Annotated in this window: 15 protein-coding genes; 7 read left to right on the top strand and 8 right to left on the bottom strand. The window is 66.6% G+C overall.

The genetic code is table 11. The annotated features are described in order from the left end of the window. Nucleotides 1-50: 50 nt before the first annotated feature. Complete coding sequence (locus HD883_RS16610; RefSeq protein WP_179588513.1) at nt 51-929, bottom strand: PhzF family phenazine biosynthesis protein; 879 nt, start codon at nt 927-929, stop codon at nt 51-53. A 1-nt stretch (nt 930) separates the two neighbouring features. Continuing rightward, nucleotides 931-1,842: a Bug family tripartite tricarboxylate transporter substrate binding protein gene (locus tag HD883_RS16605; RefSeq protein ID WP_373563386.1), complete on the bottom strand. Its 912-nt coding sequence runs from the start codon at nt 1,840-1,842 to the stop codon at nt 931-933. Nucleotides 1,843-2,143: 301 nt separating this feature from the next. On the opposite strand from HD883_RS16605, the gene HD883_RS16600 reads away from it, so the two are divergent. Continuing rightward, the gene (locus tag HD883_RS16600; RefSeq protein WP_257022260.1) at nt 2,144-2,953 is read left to right on the top strand and encodes a helix-turn-helix domain-containing protein; all 810 of its coding nucleotides are present in this window, start codon (nt 2,144-2,146) and stop codon (nt 2,951-2,953) included. Here HD883_RS16600 and HD883_RS16595 read toward each other — a convergent pair. Next, complete coding sequence (locus HD883_RS16595; RefSeq protein WP_179583493.1) at nt 2,950-3,759, bottom strand: IclR family transcriptional regulator; 810 nt, start codon at nt 3,757-3,759, stop codon at nt 2,950-2,952. The genes HD883_RS16600 and HD883_RS16595 overlap by 4 nt on opposite strands. A gap of 171 nt (nt 3,760-3,930) precedes the next feature. Here HD883_RS16595 and HD883_RS16590 point away from each other — a divergent pair, with 171 nt between their 5' ends. The 5 genes from HD883_RS16590 to HD883_RS16570 all read left to right on the top strand — a co-directional run bounded on the left by HD883_RS16590 (nt 3,931) and on the right by HD883_RS16570 (nt 9,764). After that, nucleotides 3,931-5,175 carry a cytochrome P450 gene (locus tag HD883_RS16590; protein WP_179583494.1) on the top strand — a complete coding sequence of 415 codons (1,245 nt, stop codon included), beginning with the start codon at nt 3,931-3,933 and terminating at the stop codon, nt 5,173-5,175. Nucleotides 5,176-5,377: 202 nt separating this feature from the next. Beyond that, on the top strand, nt 5,378-6,661 hold the full coding sequence (gene hmgA, locus HD883_RS16585; RefSeq protein WP_257022539.1) for a homogentisate 1,2-dioxygenase: 1,284 nt from the start codon (nt 5,378-5,380) through the stop codon (nt 6,659-6,661). Further along, nucleotides 6,658-7,947 carry a fumarylacetoacetase gene (gene fahA / locus HD883_RS16580; RefSeq protein WP_179583497.1) on the top strand — a complete coding sequence of 430 codons (1,290 nt, stop codon included), beginning with the start codon at nt 6,658-6,660 and terminating at the stop codon, nt 7,945-7,947. Before hmgA ends, fahA begins: the two co-directional genes overlap by 4 nt. A gap of 30 nt (nt 7,948-7,977) precedes the next feature. Next, complete coding sequence (locus HD883_RS16575; protein WP_179583499.1) at nt 7,978-8,958, top strand: Bug family tripartite tricarboxylate transporter substrate binding protein; 981 nt, start codon at nt 7,978-7,980, stop codon at nt 8,956-8,958. 149 nt (nt 8,959-9,107) lie between these two features. Then, complete coding sequence (locus HD883_RS16570) at nt 9,108-9,764, top strand: DUF4893 domain-containing protein (protein ID WP_218863119.1); 657 nt, start codon at nt 9,108-9,110, stop codon at nt 9,762-9,764. A gap of 30 nt (nt 9,765-9,794) precedes the next feature. Here HD883_RS16570 and HD883_RS16565 read toward each other — a convergent pair whose 3' ends face one another. Then, nucleotides 9,795-10,415, bottom strand: coding sequence for a TetR/AcrR family transcriptional regulator (locus HD883_RS16565; RefSeq protein WP_179583501.1), 621 nt, complete (start codon nt 10,413-10,415; stop codon nt 9,795-9,797). 214 nt (nt 10,416-10,629) lie between these two features. On the opposite strand from HD883_RS16565, the gene HD883_RS16560 reads away from it, so the two are divergent. Next, complete coding sequence (locus HD883_RS16560; protein ID WP_179583503.1) at nt 10,630-11,646, top strand: MBL fold metallo-hydrolase; 1,017 nt, start codon at nt 10,630-10,632, stop codon at nt 11,644-11,646. A 114-nt stretch (nt 11,647-11,760) separates the two neighbouring features. Here the strand turns inward: HD883_RS16560 and HD883_RS16555 are convergent, their stop codons facing one another. The 4 genes from HD883_RS16555 to HD883_RS16540 are packed head-to-tail and all read right to left on the bottom strand — an operon-like array spanning nt 11,761 to nt 16,470. Continuing rightward, nucleotides 11,761-12,099, bottom strand: a complete 339-nt coding sequence (locus HD883_RS16555; protein WP_179583505.1) for a DUF3325 domain-containing protein — start codon at nt 12,097-12,099, stop codon at nt 11,761-11,763. Next, complete coding sequence (locus HD883_RS16550; RefSeq protein WP_179583507.1) at nt 12,096-13,946, bottom strand: PepSY-associated TM helix domain-containing protein; 1,851 nt, start codon at nt 13,944-13,946, stop codon at nt 12,096-12,098. Before HD883_RS16550 ends, HD883_RS16555 begins: the two co-directional genes overlap by 4 nt. Before the next feature lie 12 nt (nt 13,947-13,958). Then, nucleotides 13,959-14,354 (bottom strand): iron transporter, encoded by a 396-nt coding sequence (locus tag HD883_RS27725; protein WP_257022259.1) that lies wholly within the window; start codon nt 14,352-14,354, stop codon nt 13,959-13,961. 1 nt (nt 14,355) lies between these two features. Then, nucleotides 14,356-16,470 (bottom strand): TonB-dependent receptor domain-containing protein, encoded by a 2,115-nt coding sequence (locus HD883_RS16540; RefSeq protein ID WP_179583509.1) that lies wholly within the window; start codon nt 16,468-16,470, stop codon nt 14,356-14,358. Between the last annotated feature and the right edge of the window lie 45 nt (nt 16,471-16,515).

The raw sequence follows: 16,515 nt of genomic DNA, 5'->3' as shown, positions 1-16,515 counted from the left end.
GCTGTCCATCCTTTCCCAGCCATACCGGATATGGCTGGTGCGCATGATGGCTACCGCATCCACTCCACGTCGCCACTGAGCCAGCAGCCTGGCGCATCGCCGCGAGTGCGGACCTGGATGGCCGACGGCGCGCCCATCGCCACGCCTTGCCGCACCGTGAAGAGCGCGTCGCTTGCCGAGGTCACGGGCCGGTCGGCATGGGCATGCAGATAGCCCCACAATGCCGCCGCGGCAATGCCGGTGGCGGCGTCTTCGGGGTAGCCGGACTTTTTGGGAAACTGCCGCGCGGTGGCGCCGGTGGCTTCAAGGGCGTAAGGGTACAGGCCCGTCGACCCGATGGCGTCGCACAGCGCTTCGACCGCGCCAAGATCCGGCACGATGGCGTCGAGCGTCGCCGCGTCGGGCACCCGCACCAGGGTCTTGACGCGGCTGGTGCTGGCGTTGACGACGTGCAGACCGGGCAGGGCAGGGTCAATGTTCAGTACACGTGCAATCGCGTCGCGTTGGTCGTCGTTCAGGGCCTGCACCGTGGCCGCGGGTTGCGACACCCAGGCCCAGCCACGAGCCGCGTCCCACGAGACGTCCACGCTGCCGCTCAGGGTCTGCACGCGGGCTTGCGGCGTCGTCCATCGTCCCCATTGGCGCAGCGCCCACAAGGTGCCGACGGTGGCGTGGCCGCACATTTCCATTTCGTGGCCCGGCACAAAAAAGCGCAGGCGCCAGTCGTGCGCGGCGGGGTCTTCGGGCGGCAGCACAAACGACGATTCATGACCCTGCCGCGCGGCCAGCTCGCGCATCGCGTCGGCGCTCATGCCGGTGGCGTCCAGCACCAGGGGCACGGGGTTGCCGCCCCGGCCGCCTTCGCCGCTTTGCGCAGGGTCCACAAAAACGCGAAGCAGGGCGGCTTCGCCTGCGCGGGGTTCGGGCATATCAGTCAAGCTGGACTCCAATCGATCGGACGAGTTTGCCCCAGAAGGGGACGTCATGGGCCACGGCGGTCGTCAGCGCGTCGGGCGTGTCGGCGCGCACGGCCACGCCCTTGGCGGCCAGATCCTGCGCCACCGCCGGATCGTTCAGCACGGCATTCAACGCGGCGTTGGTGCGCGTCACGATATCGGCCGGCGTGCCTTTCGGGAAGGCCAGACCGTACCAGAGTTGCTGCGTGTAGGCGGGCATGCCTTGCTGCGCAAAGGTCGGCACATCGGGCAGGATGGGCGTGGGCGCCGTGGTGGCCAGCGCCGTCATTTTGCCGCTGCGCACGAAGGGGGCGAGCCCGACGGGATTGTCGAACAGGATGTCGACCTGGTTGCCGATCAGATCGGTGTAAGCCGGCGCCGCGCCGCGATAGGGGATGTGGGTCAGGGTCAGTCCGCCGTCTTTCGCGAACATTTCGCCCAGCAGATGCGACACGGTGCCCGCGCCGACCGACGCGTAGCTGCCGCTGCCTTTGGCCTTCAGCACCTTAGCCAGATCCGCCACCGTGCTTGCTTTCAAGGTTGTGTTGGCCACCAGCACATAGGGCGACGTGCCGATGAAGCCGGCATAGCTGAAGTCCGACACCGGGTCGTAGGGCAGCTGTTTGTACAGGCTGGCCGCCACGGCATGCGTGCTGGTCGTGACGGCCAGGGCGGTGTAGCCGTCCGGGCGCGCGCGGGCGGCCTGGGCCGACCCGATGGTGCCCCCCGCGCCGCCGACGTTGGTGATGACCACGGTCTGGCCCAGCCGCTGGCTCAGGCCGGCCTGCAGGGACCGCACCACCAGGTCGGTGCCGCCGCCGGGCGGGAAGGGCACGATCAGCGTGATGGGTTTGTCGGGCCACGCGGCGCGGGCCTGGAGGGGCACGGCTGCCAGAACAAAGGTGGCGGCCAGGGCTATGGCGAGCGTTGGAAGGAACGTGGGATTGGCCCGGGATGCTGGCGCGGATATCGGGGCAGACAGTCGGCTGGACGTTCGGCCGGGCGGGGAAGCTTGGGGCGACTGTAGGGGCGAACTGCAAAGCATGTGGACCTCCTGTTCGATGACCTCATCCTAGGTGTCCCCGCCTTGGCCGGCCAACCCGGACGCGACATCCGGCGATCCCGAACGCGACACGGCGGCCGTTCTTGCACGAATCCCCCCGCGCGCCGATACTGGACCGATGACGATGCTTTCTTCCAAGCTCGACCTGATTGCTCGCGATGGCTATGCGCTCGCGGCCAGCCGGCAGCCGGGCTACGCCTTCCGGTGGCACACGCACGACTGCGCGATGCTGCTGTGGCCGCGCGCGGGTGCGCTGCTGACGGCGTGGGGCGGACCCGTCACCCTGCAGGACCGCCTCGTCAAAGGCCAGGCCTTGCTGCTGCCCGCGCATGTCGCGCATCGCACGCGATCGGACAGCGCCTTGCAGCAGCATGGCGAGCTGTATCTGGCGCCCGAGTGGGTGCAGGGATGGGAAGCCGGGGGCGTGCTGCAACTGGATGGTGCGGCACAGGCCATGCTCGATGCGCTGTGGATGCCTGCCCTGTCGGCCGAGGCCGCGCCCGGGCTGGTGCATGCACTGATCGCGCAGCTGTCGGGCAGCCGCGTCAGGCCTGCCCCGGCCGCACCGCCTGCGGGGCTGGCGCAGCGATGGCGGGCCCTGCTGGAGACCCGGCTGGCCGATGGCGCAGCGTTGCCCACCGTGGCCGAGTCGGCATCCTGGCTGGGGGTGACGATGCGCACCTTGCAGCGCGCCTGCCTGGCCGAATTCGGCCAGACGCCGGTGACCCTGCGGCGCTCATTGCTTGCCGCCGCCGCCCGCGCGCACCTGGCCGCCGGCGCGTCGCTGGCGCAGGTCAGCGCCGAATTGGGGTTTGCCAACAGCGGGCACCTGGGACGCTTGCTGCGGGACGTGCCGGTGGCGCCGGCGCAAGCGCCCGATGTGCCCCATGCACCCGACACAGCCGGACGCCCGTCCGCCTCTTCGCCGGACTAAGCGTCCGGCAACACCCCATGCCCCAGCCGATCCGACAGGGTCCGCGCCGCCTGCCGCACGGCATCGGCAATCGGACCCGCCGGGTCGGCGTCGAACACGGCATCATTACCCAGCGCGGTAATGGCCAGCACCAGGCGGCCGTCATGATCGAACACCGGTGCGCTGACCGAATTGATGCCAGGCACCAGATCCCCGACCACCACCCCGACATGGCTGTCGCGCACTGTACGCACCAATTCCTTCACGTCCTTGGCCGTGTCAGGAAAACGTTTCAGCCGCGCGGCCTTGCGTTCCTTCAGTTCATCGGCAATCAGCGACGCTGTCAGGGCGGGGTCCAGGAACGCGGCAAAGACGCGGCCCGTGGCCGACGCGAGCAAGGGCATGACGGACCCGGGCCGCACATTGACGGTGACCGGGTGAGGCGAGTCGCGCCACTGCACCACGGTCGGCCCACGATTGCCCCAGACTGCCGCCAGCACCGTTTCGCCGACCGTGATGCTCAGTTCATCCAGCAGCGGCGTGACCAGCCGGATCGCATCGACCTGCGCCAGCCCGGCCAGCCCCATGCGCAGGGCATTGCGGCCCAGGCTGTAGCGGCCATGCGCGTCCTGCTCCACATAGCCGAACTTGATGAAGCTGACCAGATAGCGGTGCGCCTTGGCCGGATGCATGGACGCAGCATGGGCAATGTCCTTGAGCATGGCCGGGCGAACGAAACCGGCAAAGGCGTCGAGCACGGACAGGCCCGTTTCCAGGGCTTGCACGCCGCCCGCGCCGCGCAGTTCGGTGCTGGTGTCGGAGGTCATGGATCGCTCTTGTTGATTACGTCTGGCGTAACTCTAGCACGCCATGCGTAATGCGGCTTGACGCGACAACAGGTCTGAAATTACTCTTGCCGTAAACCGATTACGTCAGAAGTAACCTGCTGCCAGACAGCGGCGCACCCATCGACGAACACCAGGACGTGGTGACGAGACATGCACAGCAATTCCCCCAGCCTGGCCGCGGATCCGCGCGCTCTGGCCGACAGCTTCGACCTGGCCCATTTGCCGGCCGAGTTCTACGACGATCCCTTCCCGACCTATCACGCGCTGCGCGAGCACGCGCCGGTCAAGCAGTTGCCAGGCGGCGGCGTTTTCCTGACGCGTTACGCCGATCTGATCGCGGCCTACAAAAGCACACGGGTCTACAGCAGCGACAAGAAGGTCGAGTTCAAACCCAAGTTTGGCGATTCGCTGCTGTTCGAGCATCACACCACCAGCCTGGTCTTTAACGACCCGCCGCTGCACACCCGCGTGCGCCGGCTGATCGCGGGTGCCCTGACACCGCGCGCCATAGCAGGGATGGAGCCGGGTTTGATCCGCCTGGTCGACACGTTGCTGGACCGCATGGCGGACAAGGGCGAGGTCGATCTGATCGAAGATTTTGCCGCGGCGATTCCCGTCGAGGTGATCGGCAATCTGCTTGACGTGCCGCACGACGAACGCGAGCCGCTGCGCGAATGGTCCCTGGCGATCCTGGGCGCGCTGGAACCGGTGGTGACGCCGGCTGCGGCGCAGGAAGGCAACGCGGCCTTGCGCCAGTTCCTGGATTACCTGGACGGGCTGATCGCGCAGCGCCGCGCATCGCCCGGCGATCCCGAGCATGACGTGCTGACGCGTCTGCTGCAGGGCGAGCCCGATGGCGAACGGCTCACGTCCGCCGAGCTGCTGCACAACTGTGTGTTCCTGCTCAACGCCGGCCATGAAACCACCACCAATCTGATCGGCAACGGGCTGGTCGCGCTGGCGCAGTATCCGGACCAGAAGGCGCGGCTGATTGCCGAGCCGGACCTGATCAAGCCCGCGATCGAAGAAGTGCTGCGCTTCGAAAGCTCGAATCAGCTGGGCAACCGGATGACGACCGAGACGGTGGAGATCGGCGGCGTGACGCTGCCGCCCGGCACGTCGGTCACGCTCTGTATCGGCGCGGCCAACCGCGACCCCGAACAGTTCCCCGATCCCGACCGCTTCGATATTGCGCGGTCACCCAACCGGCACCTGGCCTTCGGCAGCGGCATTCATCAGTGTGCTGGCATGTCGCTGGCGCGGCTGGAAGGCGCGATTGCGATCTCGCGTTTCCTGGCGCGCTTTCCGGATTACACGTTGACGGCGCCCCCGGTACGCGGCGGCCGCGCGCGCTTTCGCGGCTTCCTGCATGTGCCGGCGCGGGTGCATGGGTGATCGGGGATATCGTCAACCATTGCAAATGGCCGTGCCCGCGGCGGCGCACGCGAACGGGGCGACGGCTGTCATGGTTGCCTCGACCGCCCCGGATGCCGTTGCACCGCGCCGCCTTTCACCAAGGATGCCTATGAACTCGCCCGCCTCCACGACCCCTTCGCCCCGCCAGCCTGCAGCCGGCTTTGCGTCCGACGCCGGCTACATGTCGGGCTTCGCGAACGAATTCGCGACCGAAGCCTTGCCAGGCGCGCTGCCCGTGGGCCGCAACTCGCCCCAACGCGCGCCATATGGCCTGTACGCCGAGCAGCTGTCCGGCACCGCCTTCACGGCGCCGCGCAGCCACAACCGGCGGTCCTGGCTGTACCGGATCCGGCCCGCCGCCGTGCATTTGCCCTTCGAGCCCTTGCCTGACGATGGCCGCCTGGTCAGCGATTTTGGCCGCGTGCCGCCCACCCCGCCCAATCAGTTGCGCTGGGATCCGCTCCCCATGCCGGATGCGCCCACGGACTTCGTGGACGGCCTGCTCACCATGGCGGGCAACGGGTCGGCCGATGCGATGGACGGCTGCGCCATCCACCTGTACGCCGCCAACCAATCCATGACGCGCTTCTTTTACAGCGCCGACGGCGAACTGCTGATCGTGCCGCAACAGGGGCGGCTGGTGCTGGATACCGAGATGGGCCGCATCACGATCGAGCCGCAGGAAATTGCCGTGATCCCGCGCGGCTGCCGCTTCCGGGTGACGCTGCCCGATGGCGAAGCGTGCGGCTATGTGTGCGAGAACTTTGGCGCCTTGTTGCGTCTGCCCGACCTGGGCGTGATCGGGTCCAACGGCCTGGCCAATCCCCGTGACTTCCTGACGCCCAACGCCGCGTATGAAGACGTGGAAGGCGAGTTCGATCTGGTCGCGAAATTTGGTGGCGCCCTGTGGCGTGCGCGTATCGGCCATTCGCCGCTGGACGTGGTCGCCTGGCATGGCAACTACGCGCCCTACAAGTACGACCTGCGCCGCTTCAATGCGGTCGGCTCGATCACCTACGACCATCCGGATCCGTCGATCTTCCTGGTGTTGCATGCCCCGACCGATACCCCTGGCGTCGACAGCCTGGACTTCGTGATCTTCCCGCCGCGCTGGCTGACGGCTGAAGATACCTTCCGGCCGCCCTGGTTCCACCGCAACGTGGCCAGTGAATTCATGGGTCTGGTCCATGGCGCCTACGACGCCAAGGCCGAAGGTTTCGTGCCGGGCGGCGCCAGCCTGCACAACTGCATGTCGGGCCATGGTCCGGACGCCGGCACGTTCGAAAAAGCATCGAATGCCGACACCCGCTCGCCCCACAAGATCGGCGACACCATGGCCTTCATGTTCGAGACCCGCACTATCATCAAGCCGACCCAGCGCGCGCTGGCGTCGTCGCAATTGCAAGCCAACTATTTCCAGTGCTGGCAGGACCTGGCACGGCACTTTACTCCGGAGACCCCATGAGCCCCGCCACCCCCGCGACCCCTCACAAGAGTTGGGTCCCGTCCGCCAATCGCGCGGACTCCCACTTCCCGATCCAGAATCTGCCGTTCGGCGTGTTCACCACGGCCGCGTCGGCCGACCCCCGCGTGGGCGTCGCGATCGGTGACGAGATCCTGGATCTGTCGGTGCTGGACACGCGTGGCCTGTTGAAGGTGCCAGCCGGACTGTTTGCACAGCGCACCCTCAACCCCTTCATGGCAGCCGGACGCGATGTCTGGCGCAGCGTGCGCAGCCAGCTGACGCAGCTGCTGTCCGACGACAACGCGACCCTGCGTGACGACGTGGCCTTGCGGCAGACGGCCCTGGTGCCGCAGTCGCAAGCCACTATGCATCTGCCCGTCGACATTCCCGGCTACACCGACTTCTATTCATCGCGGGAACACGCCACCAACGTGGGCGCACTGTTCCGCGATCCCAAGAACGCGCTGATGCCGAACTGGCTCGAAATTCCGATCGGCTACAACGGCCGCGCGTCGTCGGTGATCGTGAGCGGCACGCCGGTGCGCCGCCCCAATGGCCAGATCAAGAAGCCCGATCAGGAACGTCCGGTGTTCTCGCCCTGCCTGCGGCTCGACATCGAACTCGAGACCGGTTTTTTCGTGGGCGTACCCAGCGGCCTGGGCGACCCGATCGCCTGCCAGGATGCCGAGGCCCATATCTTCGGCATGGTGCTCTTGAATGACTGGAGCGCGCGCGATCTGCAGGCCTGGGAATACGTGCCGCTCGGCCCCTTCAATGCCAAGGGATTCGCCACGACGATCTCGCCCTGGGTGGTGACGATGGACGCCCTGGAACCCTTCCGCTGCGCGCAGCCGCCGCAGGATCCGGTGCCGCTGTCTTACCTGCAGCATGAAGGCCACCATGCCTTCGACCTGCACCTGGAAGCAGCGATCCGGCCGGCCAACCAGAGTACGGCCACGACCCTGTCGCGCACCAACTTCAAGTTCATGTACTGGACGATGGCGCAGCAACTGGCGCACCACACCGTGTCGGGCACCAACACCCGGGTCGGCGACCTGATGGGGTCGGGCACGATCAGCGGAGCGACGCCGGATTCCCTCGGGTCCTTGCTGGAAATGACGGCAGGCGGCAAGACACCCATCACCCTGAACGGCGGCGAGACCCGCACCTTCATTGAAGATGGTGATGAGCTGATCCTGACCGGCTGGTGCCAGGGGGACGGCTATCGCGTCGGCTTTGGCACCTGCACCGGAACGATCCTGCCTGCGCATCCCATCAAAAAATAGTTCGATCCATAACAATATCCGGAGACACCTTTGAAAACGTTCATCAAGCTGGCAGTGTCAGCGTCGGCACTTGCGGCAGGACTGGTCCTGGCAGGCAGTGCATGGGCGCAAGCCCCCAGTGGCAAACCCCTGCGCTGGATCGTGCCCTACGCCGTGGGCGGCGGGTCGGACTTCCTGGCCCGGACCATCGGCGCGCAACTGGCCGAGACCACCGGGCAGACCGTTGTCGTTGATAACCGTCCGGGCGGCAACACGGCGATCGGCGCGGTGGAAACCGTCAGGGCCGCGCACGATGGCACGACAGTACTGTCGGCCGACAACGGCACGCTGATCTTCAACCCGGCGCTGTACAAGTCGCTCAGCTATGACCCGCTGCGCGACCTGGCGCCGGTCAGCCTGATGGGCCGCTTCCCGATGATCCTGGTGGTAGGCCAGACCACCGACATCAAGGACGCCAAGGACTTCATGGCCAAGGTCAAGGCCGCGCCCGGCAAGTTCAGTTATGCATCGGCAGGGGCGGGCAGTCCGCATCACCTGGCCATGGAATTGCTGAAGGAACGCGCCGGCCTGCGCATGCTGCACATCGCCTATCGCGGCGCCGCACCGGCCCTGGTCGATGTCGCCGGCGGGCAATTGGCCGCAATGATGACCGACCTGGCCGCTGGCAATGCATTCATCAAGGGCGGCAAGGTGCGCCCGATCGCGGTGGCCAACGCCACGCGCCTGCCGCAGTTGCCCGACGTGCCGACCTTTGCCGAACTGGGCGTGCCCAACGTCGAAGCCGCCGCGCTGGTTGGCATGGTCGCCCCGGCGGGCACCCCGCCCGAGGTGATCGCGACGCTGCAGAAGAACGTGTCCGCCGCGATCCACACCCCGGCAGTCAGCAAGAAGCTGGTGGAATTTGGCGTTGAACCCGTGGGCGGCACGCCGCAGGAATACGCCGCGCTGATTCAAAAAGAGACGGCGATCTGGCACAAGCTGATCAAGGACCTGAAGATCAGCCTGGATTGATAAGGTCGGGCTTATCTATCAAAGATAAGCTGGACCTTATGTATTCGGACGGCCGGCGGGGCAGGGTGCCCGCCGGCCGTCTGCCTTTTTGCAGATGGCGTCCGGGGCCCTTTGGTATGCTGGCCGGCACTCACTCTGCTGGAGCGCCCATGTCGACACGATATTTCCAAGGCCCGCGGCAAGGGGTCGCCTGCAAGCCGGTTGGCGCTCGGCCGCTCGGCAGGCTCGCGTCGCTGACCATCGCCATGACAGTGGTCGGTGCCTTATGTATTGCCGCCCCCGCGCAGGCGACCGGCCCCTTCCCCGACAGCCTTGAACGCGCCGACCGCCAGCGGCTGGACGCCTTTGATGCGACCCGCAAGCAGGCGATCCAGACCGCACAGACCCAGGGCGCGCCGCGCGATGTGGCCGAACTGAAAAAGGTATTGGCGGGCAAGCCAATGGCTGTGGCTCCGGCCGAGATGGCGGGCGAGTGGCGATGCCGCACCCTGAAGCTGGGCGGGCTGCTGCCGTTGACGATCTATTCCTGGTTCCGCTGCCGCATTACCGACGATTCGGCCGGGCTGCGGCTGGAAAAGCTGACGGGGTCTCAACGCACTGCGGGCACCTTCTACGACGTGGGCGGCACGCGCCTGGGCTATGCCGGCGCCAGCAGCGTGAGCGGGGAGCCGGTCCGCCGCTACGGTCCCGACACGCACCATAACGATGTGGGTTATCTGATTCCGGTGGCGCGTGATCGTCTGCGCCTGGAACTGCCGCTGCCGCCGCAAGAATCGCAATTCGACATCCTGGAGTTGCGGCGCTAAGGGAAGTTGCGGGGCTGAGACCGAGCCGCCTTACTCCCGCTCTGCCCGGTCGTACGCCGCCAGGAACATATCTGCCGTGGACGCGACGACGACCTGCTGGCGTTCGGCCGACAGCGGCGGTTCACCCATCGTGACCTGGGGCCAGAATCCGAAGGTCTTGAGCATGCCATGCAGCTGCTGCGCGGCGAATGCCGGATCGGCCCCGCGCAGCTTGCCATCGTCTTGCGCGGCACGCAGCCACACCAGCAGGCCTTCTTCCTTTTCCCCCAACCGCGCCACCATGCTCTGCGCCCGCTCGGGCGAATGAATGGCGGCCGCGATGGCGACCCGGGCCAGATCCAGCAGGTGCGTGTCATTCAGCATGCGCAGCTTGGCGGCCAGCAGTTCCTGCAATTGACCGCGCAGCGGCAGGTCGCTGCGATACGCCAGTTCCCGCTCGGGCGCACTCACATTCCACAGCTGCACCAGGATGTCGGCAAACAGCGCTTCCTTGCTCGGAAAGTGGTTGTAGACGGTGCGCTTGGACACTTCCGCCCGCAGGGCAATCCGGTCCATGCTGGTGGCCTCGAAGCCGTTCGCGCGGAACTCGGCAATAGCCGCTGCCAGGATGGCATCGCGTTTACGGTCGGTCAGGCGGGGCGCTTCGGTCATCGGGGAACGTTCGCTTCGGGGAAAAGGTCACTCACAGTCGGACCACGACACTCACAGTCGGGTCACGAATTTTACACTGGCCAGTTTACTTTTTGAGCCGCGTTCTCTACACTCAATAAACTACACCGTGCAGTGTACTTTGTGCCTGGCGGCCAGGGTCCTTCCTGGAAAGACCTGCCTGCCTGTCACACCCTATTCCGGAGCTGTCCTGTCCATGTCGAATACGCCTTCTCCCGTCGTTTCCCCGCTGGCCGCCTTGCGCGCGCGGGTCCCGCAGCGCCCGGTGCAGGCGGGGCTGTTCAATACACTCAAGCTGATGTGGAAGGTGTTCTTTGCCAAGCCGCGCACCACCCGGCCATCAGGCCGGATTCCGGTCCACACGCTGACGGCGGCGGCCTTGCTGGCCGCGCCCGATCACACCGTATACCGGCTCGGGCATTCCACGCTGCTGCTCAAGTTACGCGGCGGATTCTGGCTGACCGACCCTGTGTTTTCGAAGCGCGCGTCGCCCATTCAGTGGGCCGGCCCGAAGCGTTTCCATGCGCCGCCGATTGCGATCAAGGACCTGCCGCCGCTGCGCGGCGTGATCCTGTCGCACGACCATTACGATCACCTGGACTACGCCAGCATCCAGGCCCTGGCGCCAAAGACGGATGTGTTCCTGACGCCCCGTGGCGTGGGAGACCGGCTGATTGCGTGGGGCGTGCCGGCAGAAAAGGTGCGGCAGCTGAACTGGTGGGAAGAGACCGAGGTGGATGGCATCCGCTTCGTACCCGGTCCGGCCAAACATTTTTCCGGCCGCACGCTGCGGGATGGCAATCGTACGCAATGGGCGTCGTGGATCATCGTGGATGGCGACACGCGGGTGTTCTTCAGCGGTGACACGGGCTATTCGGCGGGCTTTCGCCAGATTGGCGAACGCTACGGGCCATTTGACCTGACGTTGATGGAGACGGGCGCCTACGATGCCCGATGGCCTGGTGTGCACATGCAGCCGGAAGAAAGCCTGCAGGCCCACCTGGACCTGCGCGGCAAGTGGATGCTGCCCATCCACAACGGCACGTTCGATCTGGCATTCCATGACTGGCACGAACCGTATGACCGGATCGTGGCGCTGGGCAAGCAGCATGGCGTGCAGGTCACCACGCCGCGGATGGGCGAGGCCGTGGCTATCGGCAAGCCGCATGCAGGCGAGGCATGGTGGGTCGGTGTGGACGCGGTGGCGGCCTGAAGGCAGGGCCAATGCCGGGCCCGTCAGGCCCCGCCCGCGGTATGGCCTGTAACGACGGTATGGCCCGCAACTACGGTACGACCTGCACCCGCCAGCTCGGTGGGATTGCCTGCATTATCCCGCGTATCCATTCAGCCAGGCCAGCACTCCCGCCCCGCCAATGACCGCCGCCGACGACAGCACGCGGCGCGGGGCATAGCTGAACATCAGGGCGCAGGCGATGCCGGCAATGCTGAGCATGCCGAGCCAGAAACTGATGCCGACCGACGTGCCTTCGGCCTGAATCGCCGCCATCAGCGCCAGCACCAGCAGCAGAGAGCCAAGCACACGCCAGCCGATCTTGCGGCGGCTATTGAGGGCAGGCAGTTCCGCCTGTTCCTGATGCCGGTCCATCGCCAACGCCAGCCCGACAAAACCCGAGTAGGACAGCAGCAGAGTCGCCAGGCCGGTCATGATGCGGCTCCCGGCAAGGGCTCTGTCCGGGCAGGGCTGCGCAGCGACGTACCTGATGCCGCTGCCGTAACGGTCCGCGCCATGGCGGGGTCACTGGCGGAAGCCGGGCCCGCGTCCGGCCGGCTTGATGAGGTACCGTCATCCGCGCCGCGTCGCGCGCCGTCAGTCTTGCGCCCCGGTGTCTTTGCCGGGACCGCGCCCTTACCGCCGCCACGCAGGCGATACGCGGCGTAGGCCAGCAAGGCGCCGATCACCAGGCATGCCGCGTCCACGCCTGCGACCGCCCACAAGCCAGCCGGGATGCTGACCGTCAGGCCCGCGCCGCCCGTGAGCGCGTTCAATATTGGAAGGAACACAAAAAGCCCCGCCGCCAGCGTCAATTGTTCGCGCCAAGCGCTGCGATGCGGACGCACGGCGGCGTGCACCAGGCAAGCCAGCCATACGATGAACAGCGTGTTGATCTCCCACGCGCTGCGCTGCGCGAAGGTGGCGTCGATCAGGCGGTTGGCGTAGAAGTAGGCGCCGATGGCCACGGGCAAGCCTGCGATGCCGGTCACGTTCAGCACTTCAACCAGCCGATGGCCGCGGGGGGTGGCGCCCAGCTTGCGGCGTTCCGGCAGGCGTTTAACGACCCACAACACCATGCCGGTTGCCACCATCAGCGTACCGATGATTCCGCCGATGAACAGCGCCCAGCGCATGGCCGGGCCTGCAAATCGGCCCAGATGCAGGCTGGTCATGACGTTGTAGGTGGCGCGGATGGCGGAGGGTGGCGGCGGTGTGTCCTGCTCGAGCAGCGTGCCGTCGCGGCCATGGAACACCAGCTTGCGGCTGCCGCCCCGTTCGGTCAGATTGCGGCCGCCGTCTTCACGCAGTTCGATGCGGGCGGTCGGCGTGCCCGGGCGAGTGACGACGATGGTGCCTACCTCGCGGTCGGGCCAGGCCGCATGGGCCTGCGCCATCAGCGGGGCGATGGGCGTCAGGGGCACCGGGCCGTCAGCCGCGGCCGCGTTGCCGCGCCGGCCGCCGCCGCTACGGCCCTCGCCGCCACCTTGGCCCCCACGTGCTTCGCCGCCACCTTGGCCCCCACCGCCTTGCCCTGCCTGCCCTTGCGCCGCCAGGGCCTGTCCACGGAACTCCGCAAAGAACGCCGCGTTGTCGCCCTTGTAGACCGCATCCTTCGGGAAAGGCATCAGCATGTTCATCAGCAACAGCAAACCGCTGAACGTGATGACGATGTGCAGGGGCAGCGCGAGCACGGCCGTGGCGTTGTGCGCATCCAGCCACGATCGCTGACCCTTGTTGCGGCGGAAGGTAAAGAAGTCGATGAAGATCTTCTTGTGCGTGACGACCCCGCTCAGGATCGCCGCGAACATGACCATGGTCGCAATGCCCACGATCCATCGTCCCCACACGCGCGGCATGGCGTGCAGTTCGAAGTGGAAGCGATACAGGAAGCTGCCGGCGCGGGTGTCGCGCACCGTGATCGGGTCGCCGGTGGCGGCGTCGAGCATGGCGCGCTCGGTGCCTGCGCGACCGGCTGCGGCGCCGGGTTTGCGCCACGATGCTTCCACCGCGTTCTGCCGTTCCGTGGGCAGGCCCAGGGTCCACGTCGTCGCGTCCGGCGCCAGCCGCGCCATGCCGTCCAGCGCGCGTTGCGCCGTGTCGGGTTGAGGCACCGACCGGTGCAGTTCGGGCCGCATCCAGGCGTTCAGTTCATCCACGAAAAAGCTCAGCGTACCGGTCAGGAAAACGGCGTACAGCAGCCATCCGAGCAGCAGGCCCGACCAGGTGTGGAACCACGACATCGCCTGCCGCAGACCTTCGGATTTACCATCGATGCGCATGGCGCGACCCTGTCAGAGAAAGTAGTGGGCGATTGCCCAGCACACGGCGGACGGCGCCAGCAGGCCCACCCACAAGCGGGTCAGGCTGGAGCAACGAAAGGCCCACATCGCGGCAACGGCGTGCACGATGAAGGCCAGCATGGTGGCGAGCAGCACGGCGTCGACGCGCGGCAGGGGCAGCACCGCGGCCAGCACGGTGGCCGTGCTGGCGCCCAGTGCGTAGCCGCCGAATATCGCGGCCGCGGCGCGCGACGCAATCTGCAGGCGGTATCGGAACACCGGCGGTGCAGGGGCCTTGGCCGGCGTGGCGCGCTTGGCGTGCGCCGCTGCCGGCGGCCCGGCATCTGCCGTGGCAGTCGCAAGCAGGGCCGGTGCAAGGCCGTCGTCGGTGGCGGTAGGCATCGTCATGTCAGAAGGTCATGTTCATGGCCAGCCACAGGCGGCGGCCGTCGATGTACTGGTTCGCGATGTCGTAGTCCAGGCGCTTGTCGCCCAGGTTGTAGATCGCGGCGCTCAAGGTCGTTGCTTTCGTCAACTTGTACGAACCGCCCAGGTCCACTTGCGCATAGCCTGGCGAGATCGTCGGCACGGCGCTGGTGCGGTTCAGCTTCATCTGCTGGTCGTAAGCCAGCAGGCGGGTCCAGCCGGTGGCGCGGTCGTTCGGCTTCCATTCCACAGTGGCGCTCAGCACCTGCTTGGGGGTGCCCGCCAGTTGCAGACCGGTCTGCCCATTGACCGGATCGTCGGTGATCTTGGACCGGATGAAGGTGTACGTGCCCCGCAAGGACACGGTGCGCGTCACCGGCCATTTCAGGTTGGCTTCGACGCCGCGCATCACGGCGGCGCCGACGTTGACGCGCGAACGGATGGTGGCGCCCGGGAAGTTCGGATCGACCACGCCGGGCAGCGTCATCTCGGTAATCTTGTTCTTGAAGTCGTTGTTGAACAGCGTGACGCCGCCCGAGATGCCGCCGCGCTTGCCGTACTGCAGGCCGATTTCCTGGTTGATGCTGGTCTCGGGTTGCAGGTCGGGGTTGGACCGGATTACGATGGACCCCCCGCCATTGCCGCCGCCGGACGACAGCGCATAGCCCGGCAGGATGTCGCGCGCGGAAGGCGCCTTGTAGCCCTTCGAGACGCCGCCCTTCACGGTCCATTCGTCGTTCAGGTTGTAGACCGCATAGGCCCGCGGCGAAATTTCGCGGCCGAAGATTTCATGGTCATCAAGCCGCACGCCGCCGGTCAGGATCAGCTGGTCGGTCAGGCGCCATTCGTCTTCCAGGAACACGGCCTTGATCGTTGTCGACAGCTTCGAGTCCGCCACGTTGATCGCACGGTACGAACTGCTGTTGTTCGGCGTGCCCGTCGCGACGCAGTTGAAGAACGGGTCGGCCGGATTGTTGCGGATGCACTCGCGACCCACATAGTTGTTGGCGGTGAAGGCTTCCTTGCGATACTGCCCGCCGATGGTCATCAGGTGATTGCCCAGCGGCAGGGTCCACTTGCCGTCGAGCACGGTGTTGCGCAACTTGTTGGGCGAGGCGGGCACCGCGCCGGTTTCAAGGTCGAAATTGCGGCGATAGGATTCTTCCTGGTAGATCGACACGGTCGACGTGCCCAGGTCGCCATACCGGCCCGTATGCGTGAGCGCGATGTTGTCGCGCTGGTTCAGGCTGCGGCCCGATGCCGTCGTGGCGGTGACCGACTCGCCGCGGTGGTACGACACGTCCTGCCGGCTGCGGCCAAGGTCCAGCACGATGTCGTGGTTCTTGTTCGGCGTCAATGACAGGCGGCCGTTCAGGTTGGTGTTCTCGGCGCGGTTAAAGCCATACAGGATCTCGTCTTCGGCACGGTTGAAGTAACCGCCGAACAGGGCCAGGCCCAGCAGGTCGTTCTTGATCGGGCCGCTCAGGTAGAAGTTGGTGCCGCCCGAATTGCCGGAGGCCGACCGTTCCTGCAGCGTGCCTTCGACGCGAACCGAGCCGCCCCACTTCTTTGCGACCTTGCGCGTGATGATGTTGACCACGCCGCCCATCGCGTCGGATCCGTACAGCGACGACATGGCGCCGCGGATCACTTCGATCCGTTCGATCGCTTCCAGCGGCGGGATCCAGCCCGCTTCGTAGCCTGCGTTGCCGTTGGTGCGGGCTTCGCGCGTGTTCTGCCGGCGGCCGTCGACCAGGATCAGGGTGTACGCGCCCGGCATGCCGCGAATGCTGATGTCGTAGCCGCCACCGCCTTGCTGCGCCGCCGCGCCGGTCACGCTCACGCCTTCCACGTTGCGCAGCGCGTCTGTCAGGTCACGAAAGGCGCCGCTGTCCAGCTCTTCCTTGGTGACCACAGTGATCGACGCGGGCGCTTCCTTGATGTCCTGTTCGAAGCCGGACGCCGACACGACGACGCTGTCGAGGGTGACCGGGTTGGGTGACGCAGTCTGCGCAAGAACGGGGGGAGCGGCGAAGGCGGCAATGAGCGCAACGCTCAGGACAGAAGGAGCGGAAAAACGGGAAACAGGGGAGGGCATGCGACAACTCTTGAAAAGTACGGAGATTTCCGACGTTACCTATGG

It is taken from the genome of Pigmentiphaga litoralis (assembly GCF_013408655.1).
GTDB classification, from domain to species: Bacteria; Pseudomonadota; Gammaproteobacteria; order Burkholderiales; family Burkholderiaceae_B; genus Pigmentiphaga; species Pigmentiphaga litoralis_A.
The sequence above is the reverse complement of the archived record's forward strand: the minus strand, read 5'-3'. Positions and strand labels throughout refer to the sequence as shown.

Coding starts and splice junctions, on each gene's coding strand:
- HD883_RS16600 (WP_257022260.1), top strand. CDS start 2,144: ATGCTTTCTTCCAAGCTCGACCTGATTGCTCGCGATGGCTATGCGCTC.
- hmgA (WP_257022539.1), top strand. CDS start 5,378: ATGTCGGGCTTCGCGAACGAATTCGCGACCGAAGCCTTGCCAGGCGCG.
- HD883_RS16550 (WP_179583507.1), bottom strand. CDS start 13,946: ATGCGCATCGATGGTAAATCCGAAGGTCTGCGGCAGGCGATGTCGTGG.
- HD883_RS16565 (WP_179583501.1), bottom strand. CDS start 10,415: ATGACCGAAGCGCCCCGCCTGACCGACCGTAAACGCGATGCCATCCTG.
- fahA (WP_179583497.1), top strand. CDS start 6,658: ATGAGCCCCGCCACCCCCGCGACCCCTCACAAGAGTTGGGTCCCGTCC.
- HD883_RS16560 (WP_179583503.1), top strand. CDS start 10,630: ATGTCGAATACGCCTTCTCCCGTCGTTTCCCCGCTGGCCGCCTTGCGC.
- HD883_RS16610 (WP_179588513.1), bottom strand. CDS start 929: ATGCCCGAACCCCGCGCAGGCGAAGCCGCCCTGCTTCGCGTTTTTGTG.
- HD883_RS16555 (WP_179583505.1), bottom strand. CDS start 12,099: ATGACCGGCCTGGCGACTCTGCTGCTGTCCTACTCGGGTTTTGTCGGG.
- HD883_RS27725 (WP_257022259.1), bottom strand. CDS start 14,354: ATGACGATGCCTACCGCCACCGACGACGGCCTTGCACCGGCCCTGCTT.
- HD883_RS16570 (WP_218863119.1), top strand. CDS start 9,108: ATGTCGACACGATATTTCCAAGGCCCGCGGCAAGGGGTCGCCTGCAAG.
- HD883_RS16590 (WP_179583494.1), top strand. CDS start 3,931: ATGCACAGCAATTCCCCCAGCCTGGCCGCGGATCCGCGCGCTCTGGCC.
- HD883_RS16540 (WP_179583509.1), bottom strand. CDS start 16,470: ATGCCCTCCCCTGTTTCCCGTTTTTCCGCTCCTTCTGTCCTGAGCGTT.
- HD883_RS16595 (WP_179583493.1), bottom strand. CDS start 3,759: ATGACCTCCGACACCAGCACCGAACTGCGCGGCGCGGGCGGCGTGCAA.